The organism is Pantoea sp. YR525 (assembly GCF_900116775.1).
Lineage (GTDB): Bacteria > Pseudomonadota > Gammaproteobacteria > Enterobacterales > Enterobacteriaceae > Pantoea > Pantoea symbiotica.
Genome location: NZ_FPBU01000007.1, coordinates 134,517 through 161,340 on the forward strand (window position 1 = coordinate 134,517; position 26,824 = coordinate 161,340).

The window sequence follows — 26,824 nt, forward strand, 5'->3', positions numbered from 1 at the left end:
GCGCATGAATGCGCTAATCCATTGTAGGGTCGCCATTTATGGCGACCACGCTACACCAACTGATGAAATCCCCGATCGTGATACACCATTGGTGCCGCATCACTCCGTGGATGCAACACCGCAGTCACTTCGCCGAGAAAAATCGCGTGTGTATGCCAGTCCATAGTTTTCGCCAGACTGCACTCAAACGACACCAGTGATTCCGCACACAGCGGCGTGCCGTTGGCCGCCATCAGCCATTCACCGTGTTGAAACCGCTCATCGCGGCGGGCGGAATTGCTGAACACATCCACTAACGCCTGTGCATCAGCGGATAATACGTTAACGCAAAAGCGTCCGCTCTCCGCAATCATGGCAAACAGGGATGCGCTGCGATTCACGCACACCAGCAAAGTCGGCGGTTCAGCGCTCACTGACGTTACCGCCGTGGCGATCATGCCTCCAGGTTGTCCCTGATAGCTGGCAGTAATCAGACACACGCCCGCCGCCAGTTGGCGCATGCCGCCACGATAGGCATCGGCCAGGATAATGGGGTTTTCAGTCATAACACACGCTCGCGCACGATTCGGCCCTCAACAGGATGATGCGGATCGACCGGACCAAGACTGGAGCCTTTACCCGGCGAAACCAGCCGATCGCAGAACGCTTCATCTTCCGCTGACCACGGACAATCCAGCGCGGCAATGCCGTCGCGCCACTGCTCAAAAGTGCGCGGCCCCACCAGCGTGCTGGTCACCAACTGATTGCGCATCACCCACATCTGCGCCACATGCGCGGGCTGACGTCCGCTGCGTTCTGCGTAAGTCGCCAGTTCACTTGCTACTTTAAGTGATTCAGGACGCCATTCCGCTTCCATCATGCGCGGATCGGCACGCCCGGCGCGGCTGTCGCTGTCGGGTGCGGCACCCACGCGATATTTTCCCGTCAGGATGCCGCGCGCCAGCGGGCTGTAACACACCGCGCCTGCACCGAAATAGGCTGCCGATGGCAGAATTTCCACCTCGGCTTCACGGTTAGCGAGGTTATACAGCGGCTGCGTGGCAACCGGTCCGGCAATCCCTGCTTCGCGCGCCAGGCGTACGGTTTCCGCCAGACGCCACGCTTTAAAGTTGGAGACCGCGAAGTAACCGATTTTGCCTTCGCGAATCAGATCGGCAAACGCCAGCACCATCTCTTCCAGCGGCGCGTTGAAATCCGCTTTGTGCATGTAAAGCACGTCAATGTAATCGGTGCCGAGACGCTTCAGCGATCCGTGCACCGCTTCGCGAATCCACTTGCGCGACATACCGCGCTGATTCGGGCCATCGCCCATCGGATTGCCGACTTTGGTTGCCAGTACCCAGTTATCTCGATCTGTGGCAATCGCTCGACCCACCACGCGCTCGGATTCGCCTTTGTTGTACATATCGGCGGTGTCGATGAAGTTGACGCCGCTGTCACGCGCATCGGCAATAATGCGGCGCGACGTTTCTTCGTCAGTGGCACCGCCAAACATCATGGTGCCAAGGCAGATTTCGGACACTTTTAGCCCGCTGCGTCCGAGATATCGGTATTGCATGCCATTATCCTCATTAATTTTTGGCAGCGGTCGCCATGAATGGCGACCCTACGGAGTTACGCTGGAATCACTGCCGTGGTGGCGATTTCCACCAGAAACTCGGGGCGCACCATCTCCAGCTTCACGCAGAAACGGGCGGGCAGCAGCGCGGGGAAATAGGTGACGTAGATTTCGTTGAATTTGTGGTAATCGTCGAGGTCGCGCAGGAAGATCTGATTCATTACTGCGTGATCCATGCTGCTGCCCGCCGCTTCCAGCACCACTTTGATGCTGTCGAGCACGCGGCGCGTCTGCACTTCGATATCGCCGATACCCACGATGCTGCCATCCACCGGGTCGGTCGATAACATCCCCGCGACATACACATGATTGCCCGCTTTTACGCCCCAGTTGAGGTGATTGAGGCCGGTCGCGGTTTTACCGATGATCCAACCTTCGGGATTGATTGCCTGATTCATCTGTTTCTCCTGAAAATTAAAAGATTAACGCCCTGAATTACGTAAGAAAGGTCGGCCTAAATCTCCCGGTGCCGCACCGGCTTTGCCCATCATGATCCAGGCAATCAGCGCCACCACAAATGGCATCGCCATCAGCAGCGACGGTGCGATATCCACGCCAAGATATTGTCCCTGGAACTGCAACGCTTCGAGCAAACCCAACACGATGGCGACGATTAGCACGCGCAGCGGCATCCAGCGGGCAAAAATGGTGATGGCGATGGCCAGATAGCCGCGCCCGGCGGTCATGTTGTCGACGAAGGTGCCACCAGAAGCCACGATGCACAGATAGGCGCCGCCCAAGCCCGCCATCAGTCCGGTGAACAGCGTGGCGCTGAAGCGAATGCGCAGCACCGAATGCCCGGCGGCATCGGCCGCTAAGGCGTTTTCACCCACCGCACGCAGCAGCAATCCGGCGCGGGTAAAACGCAGCAGACACCACAGCGCAATGGCGATCACCACCGCCAGATAGAACACCGGGCTCTGGGAAAACAGCGCGCGACCCACCACCGGTAAATCGGATAAGCCCGGCAGCTTAAGCATCGAAACCGAGCGCATCGATCCGGCAGCAGGCGCACCGCTCAGCCACAGCTGGCGAATCAGCGAGGTCGCGCCAATCGCGAACAAATTGAAGCCGATGCCCATCACGATCTGGTTGGCGCGTGCCAGCACCGTGCCTAATGCCAGCATCAGCGCAGCCAGCAATCCGCCCAACATGCCCGCACCCAGCGCCATCACCGGCGAGCCGGTCAACGCCAGTCCCAGTGCCGAAGCCGATGCACCAAACAGCATCAAGCCTTCCAGCCCAATAGTGAACACGCCCGCGCGTTCAGAAACGGTTTCACCCAGCGCCGCCAGTAACACAGGCACACACAGCCGCAATCCACCCGCCAGGAACAGCGCCAGGGTTACAGTGTTGAATTCCATACCGGCCTCCCTTTCACCAGCATCACGCCGCTCAGCACCGCCAGAATCAGAATCGGCATGCCGCCGAGCACATCAGCGAGCGCCGCAGGAATCGAAAAAGTGGTTTGCAGTGCCAGCGCAGCGCTGTTGATGGCACCGAAGTAGAGCGAGACGATCACTGCGCCAAACGGCTGCAATCCGGCCAGAAATGACACCGCTAGTCCTTCAAAGCCAAGGCCCGACGAAAAACCATCAATCAAGCGATATTGCACGCCGAGCACTTCAAAGGTGCCCGCGAGGCCGCTCACTGCGCCGGAGATCGCCATGCTGGAGAGCACGGTTTTGGCGGCGGATTGTCCCTGTAAGCGCACAAAGCGCGGACTCTGCCCGCTGGCGCGCAGTTTCAGGCCAAAAGCGCTGTGATTAAGCATCACCCACACCGCCAGCGCGATCAGCAGCGCGAGGAACACGCCAGCATGCAAACGCGTGCCTTCAATCACCTGCTGAAATACGCCATCGGCGGGCAGCTGCGCCGACATATTGAAGTTCGAGTTGGCCGGTCGCATCGGACCTTGCACCAGATATTTCAGCAGGTAGATGGCGATAAAATTCATCATCAGCGTGACGATGATTTCATCGATGCCACGCCATACTTTCAGCAACGCCGGAATCGCTCCCCAGCACGCACCGCACAGCGCCCCGCTGAGGATCGACAGCGGCAGCAGCGGCGCGCCAACATCACCAAAGGCCAGAAACGGCAGCATCGCGCCAATCGCGCCCATCTGCAGTTGCCCTTCGCCGCCAAGATTAAACATGCCGCCACGAATGGCGATCAGTGCGCCCAGCGCCACCAGCAGACGGGGCGTCATAAATACCAGCGTATCGGACAGCGCGCGCAGTGTACCGAACGCGCCATCAAACGCGGTGGACATTGCCGCCCGCATCGGCACGCCCATGGCCGCAATCAGCGCTAAGCCGATGATCAGCGAACCGACAAAAGCGCTGAGCGTGATCCACAACGATCGCGATGCGCTAAGCTGCGCGAGTATGCGGCGCAATGAGGCGCTGGTTTGTGCCAGCGATGTGACGGAATCAGACATGCAAACCTCCTGCGAGCTGCGCAGCGCGCCCCGACGTCATCAGGGTGCCAATTCGTTCAATACTCATCTCATCTCCTGCTACTGCGCCGGTAATTCTGCCGCCGTTCATCACCACGATGCGATCCGAAACGCGAATTAACTCTTCAATATTCGAAGAGATGATAATCACGGTGGTGCCGGCATCTGCCGCCTCGGCAAGGCGCATCAGCACCGCTTCTGCCGCTGCCATATCCAGGCCGCGCGTTGGCTGATACACCACGATAATCGACGCGTCCTGCGCCAGCGCACGCGCCACCACGATCTTTTGCTGATTGCCGCCAGACAGCGAACGCGCCGGGCTGGCGTGCGAATGGGTGCGAATATCCGACTGCGCGATCATCTCCACGGCGCGCGCGGCAATCGCTTTGTGATCGAGTAATCCAGCGCGGCGATATGCGCCTCGCATAATTTCGGGATAGAGCAAGTTGTGTGATACCGGCAGATCCAGCGATAAACCTTCGTGATGGCGATCCTGCGGCACTAGCGCCAACGTGACATTGTCACTGGATCGCACCACTTCGCCGCCTTCCGGTTGCAGCTCACCTGCCAGAATAGCGAACAGTTCGCTTTGTCCATTGCCTTCCACGCCCGCTACGCCTACCACTTCGCGCGCCGCCAGCGTGAGGTTGATGCCATGCAAACCTGGTGAACCGCTGCCAGGCCGCAGCTGAATGTTGCTGAGGCGCATCTGCTCTGCGCCGCCGCTGCGGTGCTGGCCGAGCCGTGTGCCGCTGCTGACGGCGCGTCCGACAATGCGCTCCACCAGCTCATCCGGCGTGCAGCTGTGCGTTAATCCGCTGCCGTTGGTTTTGCCACGGCGCAGAATGGTGTAACGATCGGCATTCGCCAGCACTTCATCGACGTTATGCGTCACCACCGCAACCGCCGTTCCGCTGGCACAGATGCGGCGCAGCGTGGCGTAAAGTGCGGTGATTTCAGCGGGCGTCAGAATGGTGGACGGCTCATCCAGCAACAGCACGCGCGTGTCATTAACCAGCGCTTTGAGGATCTCCACCCGTTGCTGCAACGCCAGCGGCAAGTGGCCGACAATCGCCGCCGGATCCAGATCAACGCCGTAACGCTGCATAAAGGCGCGGATATCGGCGTGGCGACGAAAGGCTTTGCGCCGATCGCCGCGTGCCACCAGCGCGAGGTTCTCCGCCACGCTAAACGGCGCCACCAGTTTGAAATGCTGATGCACCATGCCAATGCCGTTAGCGATGGCATCGGCTGGTCGACGGTGAATTACCTGACGACCGCCCATCAGCACGCCGCCTTCGCTCGGCTCATGCACACCGTATAGAATGTTCATTAATGTGGATTTGCCCGCTCCGTTCTCACCCAGCAGCGCGTGAATCTCTCCGGGGAACAGCGACAGACACACTTTTTCCAGCGCCAGGAAGCCATTGGGATAGCGCTTCGAGACGTGATCGAGTTCGATGAGCGGGCTGGACATGGTGTTAGTCCTCAATCCTGACCTTGCCGGACTTGATGTCATCCATCACCTTAAAAACCTTGTCCTGCACGGCTTTATCGACGTGGGCAAACGGCGTTGATAGCGTCCAGCCGTTGGTTTTCAGGTTTTCGGTGATGATGCGATTGCCTAACTGGTGATCGGCGTAATGTTTGCCGATATCGGCGTAGGATTTATCAAAGTTCATCACCGTTGAGGTCATGATCGAATTGGGGAAGGATTTGGCTTGGTCGGTGTAGGAACCGATGGTTAACACGCCCTCTTCATCGGCGGCCTGCTGAATACCGGCGTCAGCGGTGTCGGCTGATGGAATGACGAAATCCGCACCGCGCGCAATCGCACCGGTCGCAATCTCTTTGGCGCGCGCTACGTCGGTGAACGAGCCGACATAGGCAGAATCCACCACCACTTTCGGATTAACGTAGGCAGCCCCTTTTTTGATGAACTGCACGGTGCGCTCCGCCGAGGGAATCGGTTCGCCACTGATCACCGCAATATGGCCGGTTTTACTCGCTGATGCCGCCAATGCGCCGAGCACAAAGCCGTACTCATCCCAATCCACCGACCACGCCGAATAGTTCGGCAGATTGTTGGTGGAACCTTCGTAGGAGTAGAGAACGAACTGGGTGTTAGGGAATGACGGCGCTACTTCTTTGATCGCCGCCGAGTAACCGGATGAGTGCGCGATGATCAGCTTCACGCCGTCCGACGCCAGCTGGCGCAATACCGAAGGCGCGGCTTCGTAAGTAGTGTGCTCGAGATAGCTCGGCGTGAAACCTTCTTTACTGGCCATCGATTTGAAGGCGGCATATCCCGCCATATCCCATGAACCTTGGGTTACGGTTTGGGTGAACAGCGCCGCGACGCGCGGCTTGCTGTCATCTGCTTGTGCCACCGCGCTGCAACCGATCGCAGCCGCTACCGCAACAGCCAACATCATCTTCATTTTCATCGCTCGACTCCTGGCAATCCGCATCGCGGAAAAGGTGGATTTATCGTTATGGTGGTCGCCATGAATGGCGACCCTACAATGGTTTGGCGCGTTTTTCGTAGGGTGCGCATTTATGTGCACCTGGTTTATATGGTCGCCATAAATGGCGACCCTACGTGTTTTGATAGGCTCGCGCGTTGGTGTTGACACCGTGCTGCTCCAGCACTTCGAGCACCTCGGTGCCGACGATACGCAGATCGTCAATAAAGTCCGGCACAATCACCGTTACGCCATCCAGCTGCGCGCCTTTGATAATGGCGGCCAGCTTGGTACCGATGGTTTCTGGCGATCCCACCAATGCGGCGCGCGTCATCGAATTGCGCTGCTCGCCCTGCGAAACAAAGCGCTGCGCCATGGTGTTCTGCTTAAAGCTCTTATCACCGGAGTATTCGCGCGTCTGGTTATCCAGCGCGATGGTGTCAACGCCCGCGTCATACAGCGCCACGCGTTCATGCGCTTCGGCATCGGTTGCGCCCGGTACGATGGTGAACAAGCCGTAGGTTTTGAAATCAGGTTTGCCCTGCTGCGCGGCCAGCTCTTTGGCACGCAGCCCGGTTTTGATGAAATCATCATGGTCCGAACCGAGCATAAAGCTGCCGGTACAGTGATCCATGGTGAACAGGAAGCCACGATCCGACGCGCCCGCGCAGATAATTGGCGGCGGTGCGGCCGGTTTCGGGTTCGACATACAGTCGATCAGTTCGTAGTGCTTGCCTTTGTGGTCGACGCGATCTTCGGTCCACAAACGTTTCAGCACCGTCAGCCACTCGGCGGCCAGTTCGTAACGCTCGGCGTGATCGAGATCCATCCACAAGCCCATTTGCCCCTGATCGCTGGGATTGGAGCCAGACACGATATTCAGGCCAAAACGGCCTTTAGAGATTTGGTCCAGCACCGCACTCATTTTTGCCACTACCGCTGGATGAAACACCATGGTGTGAACCGTGCCCCACACGCCAATGCGGCTGGTGGCCTCGGCGATACCGGCCATGGTGGTCAGGCTTTCCAGCGTCACGTCCCAATGCTGCGATGGGCCGCCGTAGCCGCGCCACTTCGCCATCGACAGCGCGAAGTCAAAACCGAGTTGCTCCGCGAGGATCGCCACCTGTTTGTTGTAATCGTAGGTCGCGGGCAGCTGCGGGCTGGTAGTCGAGGTGATCCAGCCGCCGTTGCCGACCGGCAGAAATACGCCGAACTCAACATTCTTCTTATCAGTCATGTCAGATTCCTCGATTCAGTTCGCTGGCGAGTGAAGGCTCGCCATAAAGTCGCGGGTAATTTGGTTAAACAGTGGCGTTTCGGTTTCCGAAAAACTGTGGCCGCCCTGCGGCACGATTTTCAGCTGCGCGCCGGGGATGTTTTCGGCCAGCAGCCGCGATTGATACGGCGGCGTGAGGATGTCATCTTGCGCGCACATCACCAGCGTTGGCGTCTGGATTTTTGGCAGTGCCGCGCTGGCATCGTGCGCCATAATCGCGTCGATGCGGCTCAGCACCACATCGCGCGCCGGAAAACGCGTGGCGGAGGCGAGCAGCGCGGGCGATAAAGTCTCGGCGTTGGCTTTAATATGTTCTGGCGGATAGAGAAACAGCGCGCTGCCGTGTACATACTCTTCCAGCGTGCTGCCAATCAGCAGCGCACGGCGCATGCGGAAGCACCAGTTGAAATGCATGTCGGATTTGGCCCAGCTGGCGTACTGCACCATACCTGCCAGCAGTTGCGGATGGCGTGCCGCCAGAATCTGGCCGATGGCACCGCCGGTGGAGTGCCCCACTAAAATCGGGCGATCCAACTCCAGCCCGGCAATCAGTGCCTGCAGATCATCCACCAATGTTTCGATGCTGTACGGGCCAGCGGGATGATCGGATTGCCCCGCGCCGCGTTGATCGTAGGTCACCACGGTAAAATCTTCCGCGAAGGCATTGACCTGCGGCTGCCAGTACGCGGCGGTGCCGCCAAGACCGGAGACGAAAATGATGGCCGGACCACGTCCCGCGATGTCGTAATGGGTGCGAATTCCGTTAGTCATGATGCTCGGCATCGTTTTCCCCTTAGTGGATTTTGCCTGTATGCAGCGATGACTAATAAGTACCACGCGCGTTTCCGCTAGCTGTAATATCGAATGCAGCACACGGCGTTGCCGGTTTTAGCACGCGGGAAAGGGTGGCGTATTAATCAGGTCGCCATGAATGGCGACCCTACGAAGCGCATCAATTAAATTCCCGGCACACATGTTTGAGAAACTGGTGGGCGGCAAAGGAGAGCGTGCGGTCGCGATGCACACAGATCTCGATATTGGCCGATTCCATCGCCTCGTTATCAATTGGTATGGCAATCAACATGTGCTGATCTATTTCACGCGCAGCGATTTGTTTCGGCCCAATGGTTAAGGTGCGCCCGGCTATCGCCATTGCTTTGGTGAGTTCCAGATTATTGGTGTTCACGATTGATTGCGGGTTGAGATGCAGGCTGCGCGTGACTTTGTCGAAGGTTTGCCGCATACCGAAGCTAGACACCGGCAGCGCCACCGGATAGCCGCAAATATCTTCAAGACTGAGGGATTGATGTTGAGCCAGCGGATGCTGGGGAGAAACCAGGCACTGAATTGGTGCAGGACAGCGCTTTATGACTTCTATTCCGGGGCGGTCGCCCATGTTAAACACGATGCCAATATCGATTTCATCGCGGATAATCGCTTCAATGGTACGGTCAGACGATTCGCTATTAATCGAGAACTGAATGGCCGGATAGTTTTCATTAAAGCTGGTCATGATGCGCGGCAAAATCGCCTGCACCACCGCTTCAATTACCCATATTTTCACCTCACCTTCGCGCAGCCCTTTTAGGTTTTTAATCGACTCATGAATTCGGTCGAGATCGCGGCACATCTTGCGCGTGAAGCGCTCGAGCATCATACCTGCGGGGGTTAAACGGATGCCGGTGTTGGTGCGCTCCAGCAACATCACACCCAGCGTATGTTCCAGTAACGCGATCTGTCGGCTGATAGCCGAAGGCGCAACGTGCAGTCGATCTGCCGCCCGTCTGATCGATCCCGTGGCGGCGACTTCGTTGAAGTATTTATAGGTGTTGAGGTTCACTCACATCGCCCTGTGCATAGGATTTATCGCACAGGGTGATGCAAGAGTTATTCCATCAGTGTTGGATCGCCATTCATGGCAACCTGGTGCGCATGAATGCGCACCCTACGAAAAACGCGCCAATCCTTCGTAGGGTCGCCATTCATGGCGACCTTAAAACGACCACCTCACCCCTGCATTATAGCGCCAGCCTTTGGCACCATTTCCGTCAATCTCTTTGCGGTAATCCGCTTCGGCATACAGCGCGACGTCGTTATTCAGCGTGGCGCTGCCGCCTAAGCCGACATCCCACATCTGACCAAACTTCCCGCTCTCAAAGGTTTGGCTGCCTTCAGCATCCGCTGAACCAATTTTGGTTTTCGCGGTGCCACCCCAGCCTTTGTAGTAGTTGGCACGAAGGTACGGCGTGTAGGCATTCTGGCTGGCGTCCAGCCAGGTCCGATCGAGGCGTGCGCCGAGCCGGCCGATGGTTTGATCGTAATCGTTGTACGACACGCGCGTGCGGTCGCGATCGGTGAAGCTGTCCATTTTCATCTGCAGCCAGGTGATTTGTGCCTGCGGTTCAAGACGCACGCCATTGGCGAAGGTGAACGGATAGCCGGATTCCACCGATGCCGTCCAGCCGTTGCCTTTCGGTGAGGCCACCTCTTTCTGCCGTGTGATGTCGGTTTCACCGCGATACCAGCCCCAACTCAGCGAGCCATCGAGGTAGAATCCGCTGTCGCGCAGCCAGGTGCCGTACAGCGAAATGCTGTCGCTGTCGAAGCTGGTGGAGCTGTAACCGTCGGCTGCGTGAGGGCGAATGCGCGTATTACCGCGCGTATAGGCCACGCCGCCGCGCAGGCTGTCTTGCGGGCCGTCGGCGCGCAGCACGTTGCCGCCCAGTTGAACCGCGCTGTAATCGAGGTCGAAGTCGTAGCCGTAATCGGCCAAACCGCGATTGCTTTGATATTTCAGATTGGAGCCGAGATAGCGGATAAACATCTCGCCGCCCACCGCATCGGGCGCGGTTTGCTGCTGACGCAGTTCGCCAAGACGTTTATGCAGATCGTCGGTCACCGCCAGCGAGTAATACGCCAAACCAACCGGCGCGGAGATGTAGGATGGCACCTGCGGCGTCACGGCCAGCCGCGCGGCACGCTGATTGCTACCCGCTTGCGGCTGGCACAGCGAACCGTCTTCACAGACAAAAGTATTAGCGAGTCGATAATCCCATGTGCCCGCTGTGGAACTGCCCGGCGCGAAGCTGGCCAAGCCGTATTGCCACGGCCCGGACGCCACATAGCCGCCCTTCAGCGCAAAGCTGGCGGCATTGGCGCTGCCGGTGACCTGCGCCAGCGACACACCTTCACTGGCGGCAATTACGCCGTCGTTATTGCTATCTAACAGTGGGCCACCGACCAGCGTATCCTCAATTAAGGTGGTGCCAGATACATTGCCGTTCACGCGCAAGGTGTCGCTCTGCGTGGCGGTAGAGTTAAGTTTCAGGCTGCCGCCCGCCGACGCCAGTTCGCCATCAATGGTTAAAACATTGGCCGCCGCGTTGCCGCCGTTAGTGAGGTCCAGCGTACCGGCGTTATTCACCACCAGCGAATCATCGGTCGCGCCTTGCAGCAGCGGATTGATGTTATCGCCAGCAAACAGCGTACTGCCGGCGTCGATATTGATGGTGCTGTGCGCGAGTTTGATGTTGTCGGTTAGCGTCCATTTGGTGGCGAAGAAGTTGAGCGTGCTCCAGCCCGCGCCGAGGTTGGTGCCTTTGCTGGCATCATCGCGGGCAAATGAGCCGCCGCGCGCGGTTAACTCACTCAGATTGAGCGTGCTACCTGCGCCGTTTTCGGTGGTGATGTGGCGGGTGTCGGCCAGGCTAACTTTCTGCACCGTCGCCTGATTCGCCGCGCCGTTGCCCATCGTCAGGCTGCCGTTCAGCGTGCCGCCGGTAACGATCAGTTCATCGCTGCCGTCGCCGGTATTTACATCACCGATCACCGAACCATCCAGCAATGCGATAACATTACTGCCAGCGCCGCCCGCCACCACCACTTGATCCGGGAATGGCGCGTTGATGGTTCCCTGATTGGTGAACAGCGTTTGCCCACCGCGCAGATCAATCAGCGGCGACACGCGACTTTGTGAACTGATGGTTCCCTGATTGATCACCTGGCTGGCATTGCGGGTGACAATCGCCGAGCCGCCATCCGCATCGAGAATGTCGATCACGCCGCGCGAAATCACTCTTCCGTCGGTGTTAGCGCGAATGCCCGTACCTTCACCCGACACCACAATCGAGTAATCTTTACCCAGCACCAGACTGTTGGTGGTGCTGACACCATCGACATTTTCGAAAAGGTAGCCTGTGCCGTTGCCAGCCACATTGATGCGCACTTTACCGTTGGGATCCAACGACGTCACTGAACGCACACCGTTGCCGCCGTAAACATCCAACACCACGTTTTTCAGGGAGATATTGGTGCTTTCGGCAATATTGTTGATCGCGCTGCCGCTGCTGTAGCTGAGAATAGTGATGTCGTTAGCTTCAAAGCCGCGAGCACCAGGCTCCAGCCGCACGCCATCCGCGCTGCCTCCCGCCTGAATGGTGCTTGCGTACTGCCCATCGCCAACAATATTTAGCCAGCCAGCGTTACCGACTCGTACCGCTGCGATCCCATCATCGACCTGCAACCGGCCTTTTATCGGCACGTATTGGTTATAGCCGCTGCCGACGTCGATACCGATGCCGGAAGCAATGAAGATGCTGCCACGGTTGGTCAAATGGCCACCGTCGTAGATGCGCGCGCCGGTGCTATTGTAACCAGTGAAATTCACCGAGCCTTGCTGCTGATTGACGAGGTGCGCGCCTGAGCTGACGTCAAACGCGGTAAGATTGTCGGCGCTGCCGGTGATGGGTGCGGCGACGGACACTTGCGTTCCGCCGCCGCTGGCGATTGCCGCCGTGCTGAATTCACCGTGCATCGCAATGTTACTTGTGATGAAAGCTTTTGCAGTGTCGCTGGCACGCAGCACGGTGACATTTTTGCCCGTGGTGAAGTAACTATCGGTGCTGGACACCAACGCGCCCGGACCGCTGACATCGATGCCGGTGATGCGGTTTCCATATAGCGCGACGCTGCCCGGCGTTGCGGCATCCAGCCTCGCACCATTAACGATCTCGTACAACAGCGCATTGTCGGCTCCGACTTGAGTAACGCCGCCGTGGGTGATCAAGCGCGTTCCGGGATCGGCGGCACGAAAACCGAATTGGTTGGGATCGTGAAACTCCACGCTATTGCCATCTCCCAACTCCAACAAGCCGCCAGCAAATACTGATCCTGCCATCGCGTTAGTGCCGTAAAGGTTTATAGTGCCGCTTTGGTAGATCCGCGCCAGCTCATTAAAGGCCACCACGCCTTTGCTGGTGAACAAGTTCATGCCATCAACGCTATACACGTTCAACAAACCGTTGTTGAAAATCTGCGTCAAGGTTTGCCCATCACCGTATTGCGGATCGCCATTGGCATACAGGCCGGTACTGTTGCCTGTCACGGTAATTACGCCACGGTTAAAGGCGAACGCGCCAGATTCCGCCCGAATCCCGGTGGTGTTTCTCCCGCCTAAAGTGATGTCGCCGGTATTGATCAGTTGCGCCTGATTTTTGACGATCAGCGCTTCCTGATCGTTAGCTTCACCACTCAGTGGCGCATGGTTGATCAACAACGTATCGGGATTGAACTGGGTTGCCGGATTGATCGCTTCGCCTTGTAAGCTGTACTTATTGCCGTCGGCAATGGCGGCCGTCGCGCCGATGCCAAGCAACTTGATACGTGCGTTGGCATCAATGGTGGCTTGCGCACCATCGGTAATTTCAATGCCACGCGCATACATGCCAGAAATATTGAACCTGCCGCCATTAGTATTCACATCAGTGTACTGACCGCTGCCGTACACGCCGGTGGCGAAGCTGTTGGTCATCGACAGCGTGCGGCCTGTGCCATCGAAGTCTGCGCCATCCTCAACGCGGAAAATCGTGCCGCCGTAAACCGATGAGAAATAACTGCCGTTGGCGGGTAAATTGATTCTCGCGTTGGGACCAACGGCGTAGAAACTGATTTGTCGTCCGGTGAACAGACTTGAGCTGGGAACGGAAACGGGAATTGAATTGGCGCTGACATCAATAGCGGCACTGCCTTCCGCGCGAATACCAATGCCGTTGGTGCCGCCGAGGCGAATCGGCCCGGTAAGATTGGCGTAGGCGGTGCCGCCGGGATCGCCCTTCACCCAAACCGCTGTGTTGTAGGACGTTCCGTAGCGATCGCCATCGCCGAGAACGTTAATCGCACCGCTGGAATATGCCTCTGAATCATTGCCATCACGTGCGATGACTTTAAGACCGGTGCTGTTGAAGCCATTCACATTGATGGATCCAGCATTGATCACTTTGTTGCTAAGACTGCCGGAATCGAGCACCAGCATGCCAACGTTTTCTGCCGGATTGAGTTGTGCCTGGCCGTTGATATCAATCACGCCGTTGTTGATGGTGACCGTGTGCGGAGCCAGTTCCACCCGCATGCCCGCAGCATTTTGTACTTTTGAGCCGATAACAATGTGACCGTTATTGATGGCACTGGAATCAAGCAGTTGTGAGATGCCGTTGACGCCGCCGCTCATGTTGACCGCGACATCTTGTGTGGCATCATTTTTGCGATTTTGCGGTGAACGTCCGATATAAATTGTGCCGTCTTTGGCGTTCACAAAGCTGCCTTGCCCATCGCTGCTCGGCATCACGCCAGACGCTGAGCCACCGTTAGAAACGTCGCTGACGCCGACATTGATATTACCGTGATTGACTACCTTGCTGTTGTAGGTGGTGATGCCCGCGCTGTATCCCGCACCAGGTTGCAGATTGATCACGCCACGATTGATAAATTTGCTGCCATACGCGGCGCTCACTGCGATTCCGCCGTTGCCGATAGTGTTGAGATCCACGCCTTTGCCATCAGCGTTATTAAGGAAGCCGCTGTTGATTACGCCGTTATTAAATCCACGCGCGCCGTGCAGCAATTCCAAACCCGAACCAGTGCTGGAAAGCTTGCCGTCGATAATCGCTTTCGCGCCGTTGCTGGCGCGCATTACCGCGCTATCGCTGTTCACCACTTCAAGCGTTTTGCCACGATTGATTTTGACTGTCGCTTTTGGCCCATCAGCGCTGAGTACCACTTGATCGAATATCGGCAACGCCACTTCATCATCGTAATTGTTGGTGCTCATGCGATACACCACGCGGCCATCGCGCAGTTTAAAAGCTTTATTAAATTCGGTGTTGTAGTTATCGATAATGATGTTGCCGTTGGAGAGTTGACCAATCAGCCAGTCATTGTATTTACGCAATTCGTAGAGATTAGTGACGTTGAATTGTGTGGTGCCACCATCGTACGTGCCGACGCTAAATTCACCTGCATATTCCACCACGTTGCCGACATCGTAAGCTAAACGATCGCCACCATATGGCGTGGTGCCTGCGGTAAAGGTGATGCGGTTGTTTGAATTCCAGTTCAAATTCCCTTTCTTACTGGCAGTAAATAACTGGCTTTGCTTCACTGCCATCGACCAGCTATTACTGGAGGAATTGATTGCGGCACCGTGCTTGCCAATATCGACGTTCAAAGTTCCGTTGCTGACTGACGCAACACGCGCATTGATATATTGTTTGTCATTCACATCAAAATAATCTGGTACGACGGTTTCGAGATTAACCGAAGGTAAATCAACCAGTTCTGCGGTATTAAACACCTGATAATTGACATAGGTATGATAATTAGGATCGAGAATGCCAATGGTGTGATTTTGCGGCCCAATTTGTAATCGTTCCGCACCAATCACATTGTCATTGATAATACGGCCAATCGATTGCAACTCGCCAATCGTAACGCTGCCCACGCCACTTTCACCGGGCGTGAAGCGCGGCAATCCGCTTAGGGTTTGCGTGCTGCCATTGCAAAGACAATAAGCGCCAACTTTATTGTCATTCATTTCAGGCGTGTAAGGCCTTAATATCGCAGCCGTTGTCGGCAACACAGGGAGCATCACTCCTTGCGCAGCCACAAGGCTTAGTAACACCGGATTTAATTTAAACACGTTGTTTTCCTCATGCAGAGAAAAGACAAAACCCGTACGGCAGAATGCCAATACGCTTCAGAGGTATTTAAGTGATTGAATTATTTTGTTTCAGCTTTTTAATATTTGAAATCGGATGAAATGAGTATCTACGCTAACGCAGGAAAACGTCCAATTTGAGTTAAGGAATTGTGAGGTGGGAGAGATGATTTAGGAATTAAACCAGAATGTATTTATTATTGTTCGGATCTAATATTGCTTGCAGAGGATAATATTGATGCATCAAGTAGAATTCGTGGAATTTAATCAAACCTTCATCTATTTGTTATGATTTATTCGATGCTTTTATTTCTCCAAAGGCCACGCCGCCAATCCCTTAATCTCCTTCAACACAAACATACTCTGCATCTCCTTTATCCCCGGCAATCTACGAATAACCGACATGGCGAATTCCGCATACGCATCCATATCCGCGGCCACCACCTGTAATAAGAAATCCGCATCTCCGCCGATGCTGTAGCAGGAAACCACATTATCCAGCGCCATGACTTTTTGTTCGAATTTGCGCGCTTCGGCTTCGCTGTGGCTATCAATGGTGACGCGTACAAACACCATCACATTAAGGCCAATCTTTTTTCGATTAAGCACCGCGCGATAGCCCTGAATCACTTCGTCCTCTTTCAGCTTGCGCACTTTGCGCCAGGTTGGCGATGCGGAGAGGCCAATTTCGTCGGCGAGATGTTGGTTGGTGATGCGCGCGTCCTGCTGCAACTGCTGGAGGATTTTGATATCTGTCTTGCTTAAACTCATAAGTGGATAATCCTTTCCATAGATTGGCAATTAAGGGATTTTTTATCCTTAATCAGTTCCTTTTGCAACGTATTCAGAAAGCACTTTCCTTTGGGGTTGCGGCATACTTTTTGTCTGGTGATTACCGACAGAGTCATTGCGCGGATGTGGCCATGTCGCCATGAATGGCGACCCTACGGCGCACGCATTTATGCGCGGCGCGTACCTATAACCCACTCAAAGTGAAGCCTGAATCATGGATTTCGACGCAAACACCCATCGCTGCACCATCGTGATCGATCAGCAACTGCCCGCCGGATTGGCGATGAACGCTTCAAGCGTTATCGGCATTAGTTTTGGAAAATTGATTGGAAATTTGGTGGGGCCGGATCAGCAAAGCCAGGATGGCGTGAATTATCCCGGCGTCATCTACGCGCCGCTGCCGGTGTTATTGGCGGATGGTAATTACCTGCGCGAGTTGCAGCAAATTAGCAGCGCGGATAGCGAGATCTTTGCGATGCCGTTCAGCGCGCTGGCGCAATCCTGCAAAACCTACGAAGAATATGGCGAGCGTATTACTGACGCGCACAGCGGTCAGATTGAGTTGGTGGCGATCGGTTTGATCGGCCCAAAGAAAAAAATTACCCGCTTAACCGGCAATTTGAAGCTTTATCGTTAAACATCCTCTTCGGCGGCGAACCACGCAGGCGGCTGGCCTACGTAGCGACTGAATGCCACGCTGAAAGCACTCGCGGAGCGATAGCCGACGCGTTCCGCCACTTCTGCCACCGCCATGCTTTTACCGCGCAGCAGATTTTTCGCCAGCGCCATGCGCCACGTCAGCAGGTAAACCATCGGCGCTACACCAACGGCTTCACGGAAACGCACAAAGAAAGAGGAACGTGACAGCGCGGCGGCTTTCGCCAGTTCGGCCACCGTCCAGCTGTGCGCAGGATTGGCATGGATAGCGCGGATTGCTGCCGCCAGTCGTTCGTCGGCTAACCCGCTCATCACGCCCGGACACGCGTTGCAGATCGGCATCGATCGCAGCGCTTCGATTAATAGCAGCTCCAGTAAACGTTCCAGCACCACATGACGCGCCGGACGCTGCGCGCGGCACTCGTCCATCACCAACTGGACCAGCGTCGTCAGGCGCGATTCGCCGCGCACGTGAATAAACTGCGGCAGCAGCGAGACAATCAATCCGGCATCAGGCGCGCCGAACTGGCAATAACCAATCAGTGTTTGTACGTCGGCGGGCTGCTGCTGATCGCCAATCCAGAATTCGCCGGGCGCGAGCATCTGTGGCGTGCTTTCAGGCGCATCGTCGGCAGGCGGTTCCGCGCTGGTCATGCAAAATTCCCACGCCGCCGGAATCAGCACAAAATCGCCCTCTTCCAGCGTGATGGGCGGATGCCCTTTCATCTTCAACTGGCTGCGACCTTCCAGCACCAGACAATAGAACGGCTGACCGGTTTCACTGCGCTGCACGCGCCAGCGGCCATTAGCACGCGCGCGTTTGGAAAACGCCGCTTGCGGCTGCAACAGCGATACCATTTCCGCTAAGGGATCGATCATTTGGACTCCTGCGAATGAAAGCTGGACTTTGCGTTGTAGTGAGTCCAGTTGGTTGACTCTATAGTGATCGTCTACCCCAATGCAATGCAGGAGTGAAAGATGAAAACGATTCTAATCACCGGCTGTTCTTCCGGCTTTGGTCACGCCACCGCGCTCTATTTTCTGGAACGTGGCTGGAAAGTGATCGCCACCATGCGCACTCCGCGTGCCGACCTATTCCCGGCGTCGGAAAATCTGCGTCTGCTGCCCTTGGACGTTAGCGATGCCGCCAGCATCGAAAGTGCCGTCGCTGCGGCGGGCGATATCGATGTGCTGGTGAATAACGCCGGAATTGGCGTGCTGTCATCTCTGGAAGGCACGCCGATGTCGACGGTGCGCGACGTGTTTGAGACTAACACGCTCGGTACCATCGCACTGACGCAGGCTGTGCTGCCACAATTCCGCGCGAAACAAGGCGGCACGGTGATCAACGTGACCTCAACGGTGACGCTGAAATCTCTGCCGCTGCTGGCGGTTTACACCGGAAGTAAAGCGGCGGTGAACGCCTTTACCGAATCGCTGGCTTTGGAGTTGCAGCCGTTCAACATCAACGTGCGTCTGGTGCTGCCAGGTTTGGCGCCCACCACCGATTTTGGCAAGAACGCCATGTCGCGCATGGAGAACACGCAGCTTGAGCCGTATCAGCCGCTGTTAGATGGCGTGTTCAGCGCAATGCATCAACCACAACCGACCACCAAAGCGCTGGATGTGGCCGAAGCGGTGTGGCGCGCGGCGACCGATCCACATGCTCCGATGCGCATTCCCGCTGGCGAAGATGCGGTGGCGTTGGCGAACGAGGTGGGTTAACTGTGAATTTCGGCGACTGCCATGGTGAAAATCAGCGGCAGTTCGCCGAGGTTCGCATAACTGTGCGGCGCAGCGGTTTTCGCCACCGCTGAACTGCCGCGCGGCACCTGCAACTGCTGTTCATCAACCTTCAGCGTGAGTTCGCCCTGCTCGACATGCAGCAGTTCGTAAGTGCGCTGCGGATGGCCCGGCGAGGCAAACTGTTCGCCGGGAAACATCTTCCAACGCCACAGCTCGATCATATCCGGCCCTTGGGTGCCCGCCAGCAAACGCGCCGTGCCGCCCTTGTCGCCTTGCCACAGCACCGGAATGTCCTCTTCAGCGACCAGATGCGCGAGCGGATCGGCGGTAACATTCACAATATCGGCCACCGATATTCCCAGCGCAGCCGCCACTTTGCACAGAATGGCGATACTGGGATTTGCGCTACCTTTCTCAATCTCAACTAACATGCCTTTACTGACGCCCGCACGGCGTGACAACTCATCCAGCGACAGTTTTTGCTGTTGGCGGAAGCTTTTGACGCTGGCTGAAACGGCGGCACTGACGTAGTCGATGTCAGAACCTGTTTCGGTCAATTTATTGACTTTCGTCTTCATCGGTCACTATCATGGAATAAATTAGTCATTACAGGATTATGTTATGTTCGCCTTTAGCCCGTCAATCGATCCTTCCGTTTCTTCCTTAGCGCCTGACTTTACCGCGCTCAGCATTTTAGTTCAGGCTGCGCCAGTGGAGCGTCCGCAAGTTGGTGAAGAAGCCTTAGCGCAAGCGTGTCGCGACATGTTGCAGGATGACTTTCCGTGGGCGGATGCACATCTGACGCAATGGGCTGAGATGTTCAAACGCTTTGGCGCTAAACCGAAGCGAACGCCCTGTTCAGCAGATGCGCTGCGCAAGCGCGTGCAGCGCGACGGAACTATGGCTGCCATCGATCCGATCGTTGATCTCTACAATGCAGTGAGCATTCGTTTCGCCATTCCGGTCGGCGGTGAGAATGTGGCCGCTTACGTCGGCAACCCGCGTCTGACGCGCGCCGATGGCAGCGAAACCTTCGATGTCTATAAAGAAGGCGTGTTGAGCCATGAATCTCCAGAACCTGGCGAAGTGGTATGGCGGGATGACGCAGGCGTAACCTGTCGGCGCTGGAACTGGCGACAAGGCGTGCGCACGCGTCTCAGCATTGAGCAAGCGCAGATGTGGTTTGTGCTGGAACGTTTACCAGCGATGCCGCTCGAATCACTGCAACAAGCGGGCGATATGCTGGAGCACGGTATTCAGCAGATGATGCCTGGCGCCAGTATCGAGCGCCGTTTGCTTGGCAATATCAATAGCTAACCGCTATGTTGTCACTCTCGCCCGCCACCTTTAGGAATCTGAATGCACATCAGCCTGCTGGCGCAACAGCCACAGTTATTGGATGCAGTGACGCAAATGCTGCATCGCGAATGGTCGGATTTCCCCAACTGGCGTGATGCGGCGGTGATTCAGCAGCGTTTGCAGGCGCGCAATCACGCGGAGGCAAAAACGCTGACGCTGGTTGCCACCACATCCGATGGCGAATTGATGGCGACCGCCAGCATTATTCATTACGAACTGAGTGATATCGTCGAGCGCGAATTTTGGCTCGGCGAAGTGATTACTGCTGCCGAACATCGTGGTAAAGGGCTGGCGAGCGCTTTGGTAACGCGCTTAATTGCTGAAGCGCGTTTGCGTGGAATTAGCGCGTTGTGGCTGTATACGCCGGATCAACAAGCGCTCTATCGCCGCTTCGGCTGGCAAGATGTGGAGCAGCGCGTGATGGCTGATGAAGAAGTTACGGTGATGAAGCTGGTGCTCTAAGTCGATTTTGCCAACGCCTTTAACGCCGCCATTCCATCGCGTGCCATCCAGGTGCGCAGCGGCGCAAACAGCGGTTGCGGTAGATCTTCCGGGGCAAACCATTGCCAGCCGTGGCACTTTTCTGGCTCCATCAACTGTGGTTCGCCGATAGCATCCTGCGCTACCATCAGCAGCGTGATGTAGTGCTTGTTGACCTCGGGAAACACATCGCTAACGAACGCGCCATTCTGCAATTCGCCAAGCTGTAGGCCGGTTTCTTCCAGCACTTCACGACGTGCGCAAGATTCCGGCGATTCGCCAAACTCCAGATGCCCGCCCGGCGCAGACCAGTCGCCCGCGCCGTGGCTACCTTTGCGTTGTCCTAATAACAGCTTCCCGTCGCGGAAAATTAAAACGCCGATTCCCACTAGTGGTGACATAGTTGCTCCTTGTTTGCCAGGTCGTCATGAATGACGCCCCTACGATCCAATGGGTTGATAACCTTGCCATTCTGGGCGGAACGGTTCGCCATTGGCGTCTGGCGTAAGATGGATGTAGAGATCGCCCACCTTCTCCAGCAGCAAACAATCATCCACATCTTTGAGATTGTCTTTGTGTTGATGATCTGCGCCGGGCAGCAAGTTCGCTAAGCCTTTGGCTTTGGCCTCTTTGACGTTCTCCGCCACAAACAGATCGAACGCATGCAGTTCCGCCAGCGTCGAAGGATGGTAAGCACCGGCATTGACAAAGAAAAGCTTTTTACTGCCTGTTGCCGGTTCTGCCGACAGCGAAATGCGATGACCATCGGCCCAGGTAATGCGGGCATAACCATCGACGTGGATTTTGTCGGCATCGCCAAACCAGGCTTCACGCAATGCGGGCCAGGCGTCTTGAGGTTTTTCAGCGGCAACGAATTGGATGTCGTGCACTTCGATGTTGGATTTTCCGGCATTACCGCCAACGTAAAAGATGAACAGGTTCACGTAGTCATTTCCTTTTGTTGAACAAAGAAGAGTGTGTGGTGCGTTATAAAACAACATACATAACGAGACAACCTTTTCATGCCGCAACAATGCCGGTTATCTATGCGGTTTAAAGCGCAGCGCCATCACCATCAGCAGCACAATACCCACGCTCATGATTACCCACGCGCTATCCAGTGAAGCGGCGCGGTCACGCACGATACCGGCGATCAGCGGCATCAATGCCGCCAGCAAGTAGCCGCCTCCCTGCACGAATGAGAGCAATGCGCCCGCTTCTTCCGGCGTATTTGCGTGGTCGAGCGTGACGATCAGCGAGAGGGGAAACAGCGCGCCAATGCCCAATCCCAGCAGCAAAGTCGGCAGCCATGCCTGCGCGCCGCCCAGCGTTAGCAAACTGATCAAACCCAGCAGAATCAGGGTTAACACCACCAGCAACGGACGGCGACGATCGCGGAAGCGATGGATCAGCGCCGACAGCACAAAGCCCGCAGCCACTTCCGTCAGCGTCAGCGCGCCCAGCACGTAGCCGCTCTGCTCCGGTCGCCAGCCGTGCTGCATATAAAACGGCGGCAGCCACGCCAGCACTAAGGTGTACGCGCCGGTGCCGATGCCAAAGAAGATCATCAACAGCCAGGCACGCGTTGAGCGAGCGGCACGTGGAGGTTGAGTGCTTTGTATCGGCGCGATGCCACGTGAAATCGTCAGCCACAACAACAACGCGATGATTGCCGGCACGACCGGAATCGCCAGTGTTAACGCCAAACCTTGCGCATTGGCTAACGGCGCGGCGCTGGCGGCGGCAATCGCTGCACCCGCCATAATTCCGGTGGTGAACAGCGCCATTAGCGTGCCGGCTTTTGCACCGAAGTGACGTTTTATCTGCGCGGGCATTAAAGCCTGAATTAAACCTATTCCGCTGCCCGCGACCAGCGCACTGATAATTAACATGGTGGCGGATTGGTCGAATCCACGCGCAATGCTCGCCAGCGCCAGCAGCACCAATCCGGCAGCGATACCGCGCACTTCGCCGAGCCGACGCAGCAGCAGCGGACCGGCTAACGCCGCCAATCCCATCATGATCACCGGCAACGTAGTAAGCAGACTAAGCTGCGTGGCACTAAGCTGCACGTCGCGCTGCAGTAGCGGAAACAGCGGCCCCATCGCCGCCATAATCGGCCGTAAATTCAGTGCGATAATAAAAACCAGTAAGGCAAACATCCCAACCGTAGGTAAAGTACGATTCACTTTGCATCTCCTTGCACACTAAAAGTATCTTGACGTTAAGATACTTTCTGGAGCAGTAGTAGCCCATGCGCACAAAGCAACAAATGGGGATGAGATGTGGTCGCCATAAATGGCGCGTTTTTCGGTCACCATAAATGGCGACCCTACAAAGGATTGTGCGTTTTTCGTAGGGTGCGCATTCATGCGCACCTTCTCACATGAAACTCAGGAGTTAGCCGTTTGACCGATCATGTCGATTTTGTGGTGCAACAGTGGGCCAGCGCGATGCCGGAGTTGGATGCGTCGTCAATGGCGGTTTTTGGCCGCATGCTGCGCATCATGAAACATCTGGCGAAAACCCGCGCTGAAGCGCTGGCACCGTTTGGCTTTCGCGATGGCGAATTTGATGTGCTCGCGACGCTGCGACGCGCAGGCGCACCCTATCGCTTATCGCCGACGCAGCTGTATAAATCGTTGCTGGTGACATCGGGCGCAATGACCAATCGGCTCAATCGGCTGGGAGAAGTGGGTTCGATTGTGCGCGTTGCCGATCCCGAGGATAAGCGCAGCATGCTGGTGGCGCTCACCGATGCGGGATTAGCAAAGATCGAGCAAGCGCTGCTGGTGCATACGCAAACACAAAATAGCCTGCTGGCAACGCTGGATGCCTCGCAGCAAGCGCAGTTGAAAACCTTGCTAAGTCAGTTATTGGTAGCAACTGAAGCGGAAAAGTAAAAATGCTGTTGCTGATGCGTCAAAATATGAATTAATTCAGCACATTTTCCCTTAAAGTAGTCGTCCCGCCAGGCATTTTTACGGACTAGAGATGAGCAATAAATACGCCCCATCGCAGATTTTTCTTCATTGGTTGACCTTCCTGTTGGTCGTCACTGCGTATTGCACCATGGAATTTCGTGGATTGGCGACGCGCGGTTCGTGGCAAGGCTTTGCGATGATTATTGGTCACTTCGGCGCAGGGAGCTGTGTGCTGGTGATTATGCTGTCACGCATCCTGCTGCGTTTTCGCCATCGCAGCCCGGCGATTGTTCCCAAGCCGCCGCATTGGCAAACCGGCCTGGCGCATCTGATGCATCTGGCGATCTACGTGTTTTTCATCGTCTTACCGACGCTGGGGATTCTGTCGCGTTTCTATATGGGACGAACCTGGTGGATTTTCGGCATTCCGATGCCGGTGAGTGGCGATCCGGATCCGGATTTCGCCGACACGATTGCGGGCTGGCATGAAACCCTCGCGCCTTATGGTTATTGGCTGATCGGCATTCATGCCGTTGCCGCGCTGGCACATCATTATCTCTTCAAAGACAACACATTAGTACGCATGATGCCATCGCGTCGATCACGTTAATACTTCTTTTTCCGCCCGGTGATCGCACTTGCCGGGCGGCCAAAATAGCGCTGGAACGCCACGCTGAAATTACGTGGATGTTGATAGCCAACCTGCCACGCTGCCTGCGCAACCTGAAATCCTTGCTCCAGCAAGGTGTGCGCGTGCTCCATGCGCATTTGCAACAGCATCGCTCCTGGCGTGCAGCGAAAATGCTGCTGAAAGCCCTTCTTCAACTGGTAATCACTTAATCCCACGGCTGTGGCTAATGTTGATAAAGCAAAGGGTTGCGACAGATGTTTGCACATCCATTCACGCGCCTGCTCCAGACGCTGCACGGTATGCGGATGCAACCTTGTCACATCGCTGCATTGCAGCTGTAGTTGATGCCGATGCAGCGCCAACAGGCTTAGCGCCTGAATCTCCAGCATCAACGGATCGTCATTAATCTGCGCAAGTTGTGCCACCGTGGCGTGACCAAAACGGCTGAAAAGATGACGTTTAAGCTGCGGCTGGAACAGTCGTTCAGCCTGCTCATCGCCAAAATAGTGGCTAGCGCTGGCGACATTAAGAATCAAACGCAACTGCTGCACGCGTTCGCCTGCGCGATATAGCCGCTCGCCCGCACTGTGCTGAAAGCTGGTGACGGTAAGGTGTCCGGCGCTAAAGGCAACTTCGTGACCACTGCCAGCGCGGAAACGCGATTCTCCGCTCAGACCAAAGGTCAGCACCAACTGCGGCTGGAGATGTACGGCTTGCGACGATTCGGTCAGCGCCGCCAACGGACGATAATCTGATTGCACCAGCCGCATACCACGCGCCAAATCCAGCTGGCGCACGCGCAGATCGCCCAGTTGCGGCGTATGTTGCCGCCAGTGCAGCATTCTGTTTTGCATCCCATCATCCTCGCGCAGAGTTAATCCGCCGTATCGCAGACAAATGAGAATAAATTGCATTTGAGTGAAAGGCTAGTCTGTTGTTCTGACTCAATGACCCAGGATTCTGCCATGTCTTCACCGTTACCCATTCTCGATGATTTACTGGCGCAGCAGGCGCTGAACGGCGCGATTGCGCTGGCATTCGACAACCAACTATTTGATTTCCTCAACCTTCCCGCCAATGCCGCGCAGGTAGCTGAGCATTGCGGCTGGCAAACCGCGCCGGTTGAACATCTGCTCAGGCTGTTGTGGAGCAGTGAACTGCTTTCGCGTGAAGGAGAAAACTATTTTGTCGCATCTGATGCACGTCAATACTTGTGCCGCGCAGGCGAGCGCTATATCGGCGCTGCGTGGCGCTATCGTCATCAAACATTGCAGCAGTTTGTTACGCGTCTGCCGCAGTTATTGCAGCAAGCCGCGCCCGGCTGGCAGGATCCGCTGCAAATCGATACCGCCTGGGCCGATGCCGCGCTGCACCAAATTGCGCAGGAGCAACGCGCGCTCAGCGCCGATACCGCCTGCGCGATTGCGGATAAATTGGCCGATTTTCAGCGTCCGGCGCTGTTGCTGGATATGGGCGGCGGGCCGGGATTGATCGCCATCGCACTGGCGCAGCGTTTTCCCCATCTTTCAGCGGTGGTGCTCGATTTGCCGCAAACCGCCACTGTGGCACAGCGCAATATCGAAAGAGCCGGATTAACCGATCGCTGTTGCGCGCTGGCGCAGTTCGCGGAAAATCGACAGGTTGATATTATCTGGAGTTCTTCGTTTCTCTATTTCATCGAGGATAGAGAAGCGATGCTCAGGAAATGGTTTGAACAGCTCAGGCCGGGCGGATTATTGATCAGCGCGCATGCTGAAGTGCCCTGCAACCCAGCCGACGCGCGCCGCATCTTGCCGTTCTTCACGCCATTGATGATGCGTGGTTACAGTGTCACGCAAGAGGGCGAATTGGCACTTCAGTTACAACAAGTGGGATTTGTGCTTGAACAGCAACAGCGGCTGCAACCGTTCCCAATGTCACCGCTTTATGTACTGCTGGCGCGCAAGCCTAAAACGTCAGACTAAAGCTGTCATCCAGTAGCGCCAGAATCTCGCTATCCGGCAAGCCGTTCTCCAGCGTTATGCTCAGCCAATGCTCTTTATTCATGTGGTAAGCCGGATAAACGCCGGGCAGCCGGCGCAGCGATCCAATGAGTTCGGGACGCGCTTTGATGTTCATCACATCGATAACCGGCCCATCCGGCAAACCGAGTTTATGACTCTCCAGCGGGAACACCAGCGCAAACCACTTGCGGTGCCGCGGATGACGCAGCACCGCATATTCACTGTGCTTTTTCCACGGATAATCGGGTTCTACCTGATAGTGCTGATTAATGTAGTCGAACAGCTGCTGGCGTTGCATGCATCCTCCGTGGTGAATCGCGCCTAAATAAAGCACGTGCGAAGCCACAATAGTAATCAGTTAAGGCTACACTGCGTATTGATTTTTTGCGCTAAATCAGCGCCCTTAAACCAGGGAAGTG

26 protein-coding genes are annotated in these 26,824 nt (G+C 56.1%); 7 read left to right on the top strand and 19 right to left on the bottom strand.

Annotation, left to right across the window (positions count from 1 at the left end; genetic code table 11):
* Nucleotides 1–50: 50 nt before the first annotated feature.
* The 12 genes from BM323_RS15485 to BM323_RS15540 all read right to left on the bottom strand — a co-directional run bounded on the left by BM323_RS15485 (nt 51) and on the right by BM323_RS15540 (nt 16,584).
* Nucleotides 51–545, bottom strand: a complete 495-nt coding sequence (locus BM323_RS15485; protein WP_008108738.1) for a flavin reductase family protein — start codon at nt 543–545, stop codon at nt 51–53.
* Nucleotides 542–1,558: an aldo/keto reductase gene (locus BM323_RS15490; RefSeq protein WP_091004103.1), complete on the bottom strand. Its 1,017-nt coding sequence runs from the start codon at nt 1,556–1,558 to the stop codon at nt 542–544. Before BM323_RS15490 ends, BM323_RS15485 begins: the two co-directional genes overlap by 4 nt.
* A 56-nt stretch (nt 1,559–1,614) precedes the next feature.
* Nucleotides 1,615–2,016: a Rid family hydrolase gene (locus BM323_RS15495; protein WP_008108743.1), complete on the bottom strand. Its 402-nt coding sequence runs from the start codon at nt 2,014–2,016 to the stop codon at nt 1,615–1,617.
* A 24-nt stretch (nt 2,017–2,040) separates the two neighbouring features.
* A complete protein-coding gene (locus BM323_RS15500; RefSeq protein WP_008108745.1) occupies nt 2,041–2,982 on the bottom strand; it encodes an ABC transporter permease in 942 nt (313 codons plus the stop codon).
* Nucleotides 2,964–4,061: an ABC transporter permease gene (locus tag BM323_RS15505; protein ID WP_008108747.1), complete on the bottom strand. Its 1,098-nt coding sequence runs from the start codon at nt 4,059–4,061 to the stop codon at nt 2,964–2,966. Before BM323_RS15505 ends, BM323_RS15500 begins: the two co-directional genes overlap by 19 nt.
* Nucleotides 4,054–5,556, bottom strand: coding sequence for an ABC transporter ATP-binding protein (locus BM323_RS15510; RefSeq protein ID WP_008108749.1), 1,503 nt, complete (start codon nt 5,554–5,556; stop codon nt 4,054–4,056). The genes BM323_RS15505 and BM323_RS15510 overlap by 8 nt, the downstream gene beginning before the upstream one ends.
* 4 nt (nt 5,557–5,560) lie before the next feature.
* Complete coding sequence (locus tag BM323_RS15515; protein WP_008108750.1) at nt 5,561–6,526, bottom strand: BMP family protein; 966 nt, start codon at nt 6,524–6,526, stop codon at nt 5,561–5,563.
* 151 nt (nt 6,527–6,677) lie between these two features.
* Entirely contained in the window at nt 6,678–7,784 is a 1,107-nt protein-coding gene (locus BM323_RS15520; protein ID WP_008108753.1) for an LLM class flavin-dependent oxidoreductase, read from the bottom strand.
* 15 nt (nt 7,785–7,799) lie between these two features.
* Complete coding sequence (locus BM323_RS15525; RefSeq protein WP_238541743.1) at nt 7,800–8,594, bottom strand: alpha/beta fold hydrolase; 795 nt, start codon at nt 8,592–8,594, stop codon at nt 7,800–7,802.
* A 181-nt stretch (nt 8,595–8,775) separates the two neighbouring features.
* Entirely contained in the window at nt 8,776–9,663 is an 888-nt protein-coding gene (locus BM323_RS15530; protein WP_008108755.1) for a LysR family transcriptional regulator, read from the bottom strand.
* Between the two features lie 153 nt (nt 9,664–9,816).
* Complete coding sequence (locus tag BM323_RS15535) at nt 9,817–15,690, bottom strand: autotransporter outer membrane beta-barrel domain-containing protein (RefSeq protein WP_238541744.1); 5,874 nt, start codon at nt 15,688–15,690, stop codon at nt 9,817–9,819.
* 429 nt (nt 15,691–16,119) lie between these two features.
* Nucleotides 16,120–16,584, bottom strand: coding sequence for an Lrp/AsnC family transcriptional regulator (locus BM323_RS15540; RefSeq protein ID WP_008108757.1), 465 nt, complete (start codon nt 16,582–16,584; stop codon nt 16,120–16,122).
* Between the two features lie 235 nt (nt 16,585–16,819).
* Between BM323_RS15540 and BM323_RS15545 the strand changes: the two genes are divergently transcribed.
* Nucleotides 16,820–17,242 (top strand): DUF2000 domain-containing protein, encoded by a 423-nt coding sequence (locus tag BM323_RS15545; protein WP_008108758.1) that lies wholly within the window; start codon nt 16,820–16,822, stop codon nt 17,240–17,242.
* Here the strand turns inward: BM323_RS15545 and BM323_RS15550 are convergent.
* Nucleotides 17,239–18,141: an AraC family transcriptional regulator gene (locus BM323_RS15550; protein ID WP_008108759.1), complete on the bottom strand. Its 903-nt coding sequence runs from the start codon at nt 18,139–18,141 to the stop codon at nt 17,239–17,241. The genes BM323_RS15545 and BM323_RS15550 overlap by 4 nt on opposite strands.
* A gap of 99 nt (nt 18,142–18,240) precedes the next feature.
* Between BM323_RS15550 and BM323_RS15555 the strand changes: the two genes are divergently transcribed.
* Nucleotides 18,241–18,987: an SDR family oxidoreductase gene (locus tag BM323_RS15555; protein ID WP_008108760.1), complete on the top strand. Its 747-nt coding sequence runs from the start codon at nt 18,241–18,243 to the stop codon at nt 18,985–18,987.
* Here the strand turns inward: BM323_RS15555 and BM323_RS15560 are convergent.
* A complete protein-coding gene (locus tag BM323_RS15560; protein ID WP_008108761.1) occupies nt 18,984–19,586 on the bottom strand; it encodes a helix-turn-helix domain-containing protein in 603 nt (200 codons plus the stop codon). The two genes, BM323_RS15555 and BM323_RS15560, sit on opposite strands and share 4 nt — an antisense overlap.
* A 43-nt stretch (nt 19,587–19,629) precedes the next feature.
* On the opposite strand from BM323_RS15560, the gene BM323_RS15565 reads away from it, so the two are divergent.
* Nucleotides 19,630–20,325 carry a B3/B4 domain-containing protein gene (locus tag BM323_RS15565; protein WP_008108762.1) on the top strand — a complete coding sequence of 232 codons (696 nt, stop codon included), beginning with the start codon at nt 19,630–19,632 and terminating at the stop codon, nt 20,323–20,325.
* 42 nt (nt 20,326–20,367) lie between these two features.
* Entirely contained in the window at nt 20,368–20,829 is a 462-nt protein-coding gene (locus tag BM323_RS15570; protein ID WP_008108763.1) for a GNAT family N-acetyltransferase, read from the top strand.
* On the opposite strand, the gene BM323_RS15575 is transcribed toward BM323_RS15570, so the two are convergent.
* The 3 genes from BM323_RS15575 to BM323_RS15585 form a co-directional block, all read right to left on the bottom strand.
* Nucleotides 20,826–21,248, bottom strand: a complete 423-nt coding sequence (locus BM323_RS15575) for a nucleotide triphosphate diphosphatase NUDT15 (protein ID WP_008108764.1) — start codon at nt 21,246–21,248, stop codon at nt 20,826–20,828. The two genes, BM323_RS15570 and BM323_RS15575, sit on opposite strands and share 4 nt — an antisense overlap.
* Nucleotides 21,249–21,287: 39 nt before the next feature.
* Entirely contained in the window at nt 21,288–21,791 is a 504-nt protein-coding gene (locus BM323_RS15580) for a DUF1543 domain-containing protein (RefSeq protein WP_008108765.1), read from the bottom strand.
* A gap of 96 nt (nt 21,792–21,887) precedes the next feature.
* Nucleotides 21,888–23,036 (bottom strand): MFS transporter, encoded by a 1,149-nt coding sequence (locus BM323_RS15585; protein ID WP_008108767.1) that lies wholly within the window; start codon nt 23,034–23,036, stop codon nt 21,888–21,890.
* A 219-nt stretch (nt 23,037–23,255) separates the two neighbouring features.
* On the opposite strand from BM323_RS15585, the gene BM323_RS15590 reads away from it, so the two are divergent.
* Nucleotides 23,256–23,750, top strand: a complete 495-nt coding sequence (locus BM323_RS15590; protein WP_008108768.1) for a MarR family winged helix-turn-helix transcriptional regulator — start codon at nt 23,256–23,258, stop codon at nt 23,748–23,750.
* A 91-nt stretch (nt 23,751–23,841) separates the two neighbouring features.
* Nucleotides 23,842–24,381 carry a cytochrome b561 gene (gene cybB / locus BM323_RS15595; RefSeq protein ID WP_008108769.1) on the top strand — a complete coding sequence of 180 codons (540 nt, stop codon included), beginning with the start codon at nt 23,842–23,844 and terminating at the stop codon, nt 24,379–24,381.
* Here the strand turns inward: cybB and BM323_RS15600 are convergent.
* A complete protein-coding gene (locus tag BM323_RS15600; RefSeq protein WP_008108770.1) occupies nt 24,378–25,256 on the bottom strand; it encodes an AraC family transcriptional regulator in 879 nt (292 codons plus the stop codon). The two genes, cybB and BM323_RS15600, sit on opposite strands and share 4 nt — an antisense overlap.
* A gap of 111 nt (nt 25,257–25,367) precedes the next feature.
* Here BM323_RS15600 and BM323_RS15605 point away from each other — a divergent pair, with 111 nt between their 5' ends.
* Nucleotides 25,368–26,366, top strand: coding sequence for a class I SAM-dependent methyltransferase (locus tag BM323_RS15605; RefSeq protein ID WP_008108771.1), 999 nt, complete (start codon nt 25,368–25,370; stop codon nt 26,364–26,366).
* On the opposite strand, the gene BM323_RS15610 is transcribed toward BM323_RS15605, so the two are convergent.
* The gene (locus BM323_RS15610) at nt 26,350–26,703 is read right to left on the bottom strand and encodes an MmcQ/YjbR family DNA-binding protein (protein ID WP_008108772.1); all 354 of its coding nucleotides are present in this window, start codon (nt 26,701–26,703) and stop codon (nt 26,350–26,352) included. The genes BM323_RS15605 and BM323_RS15610 overlap by 17 nt on opposite strands.
* Nucleotides 26,704–26,824: the final 121 nt, after the last annotated feature.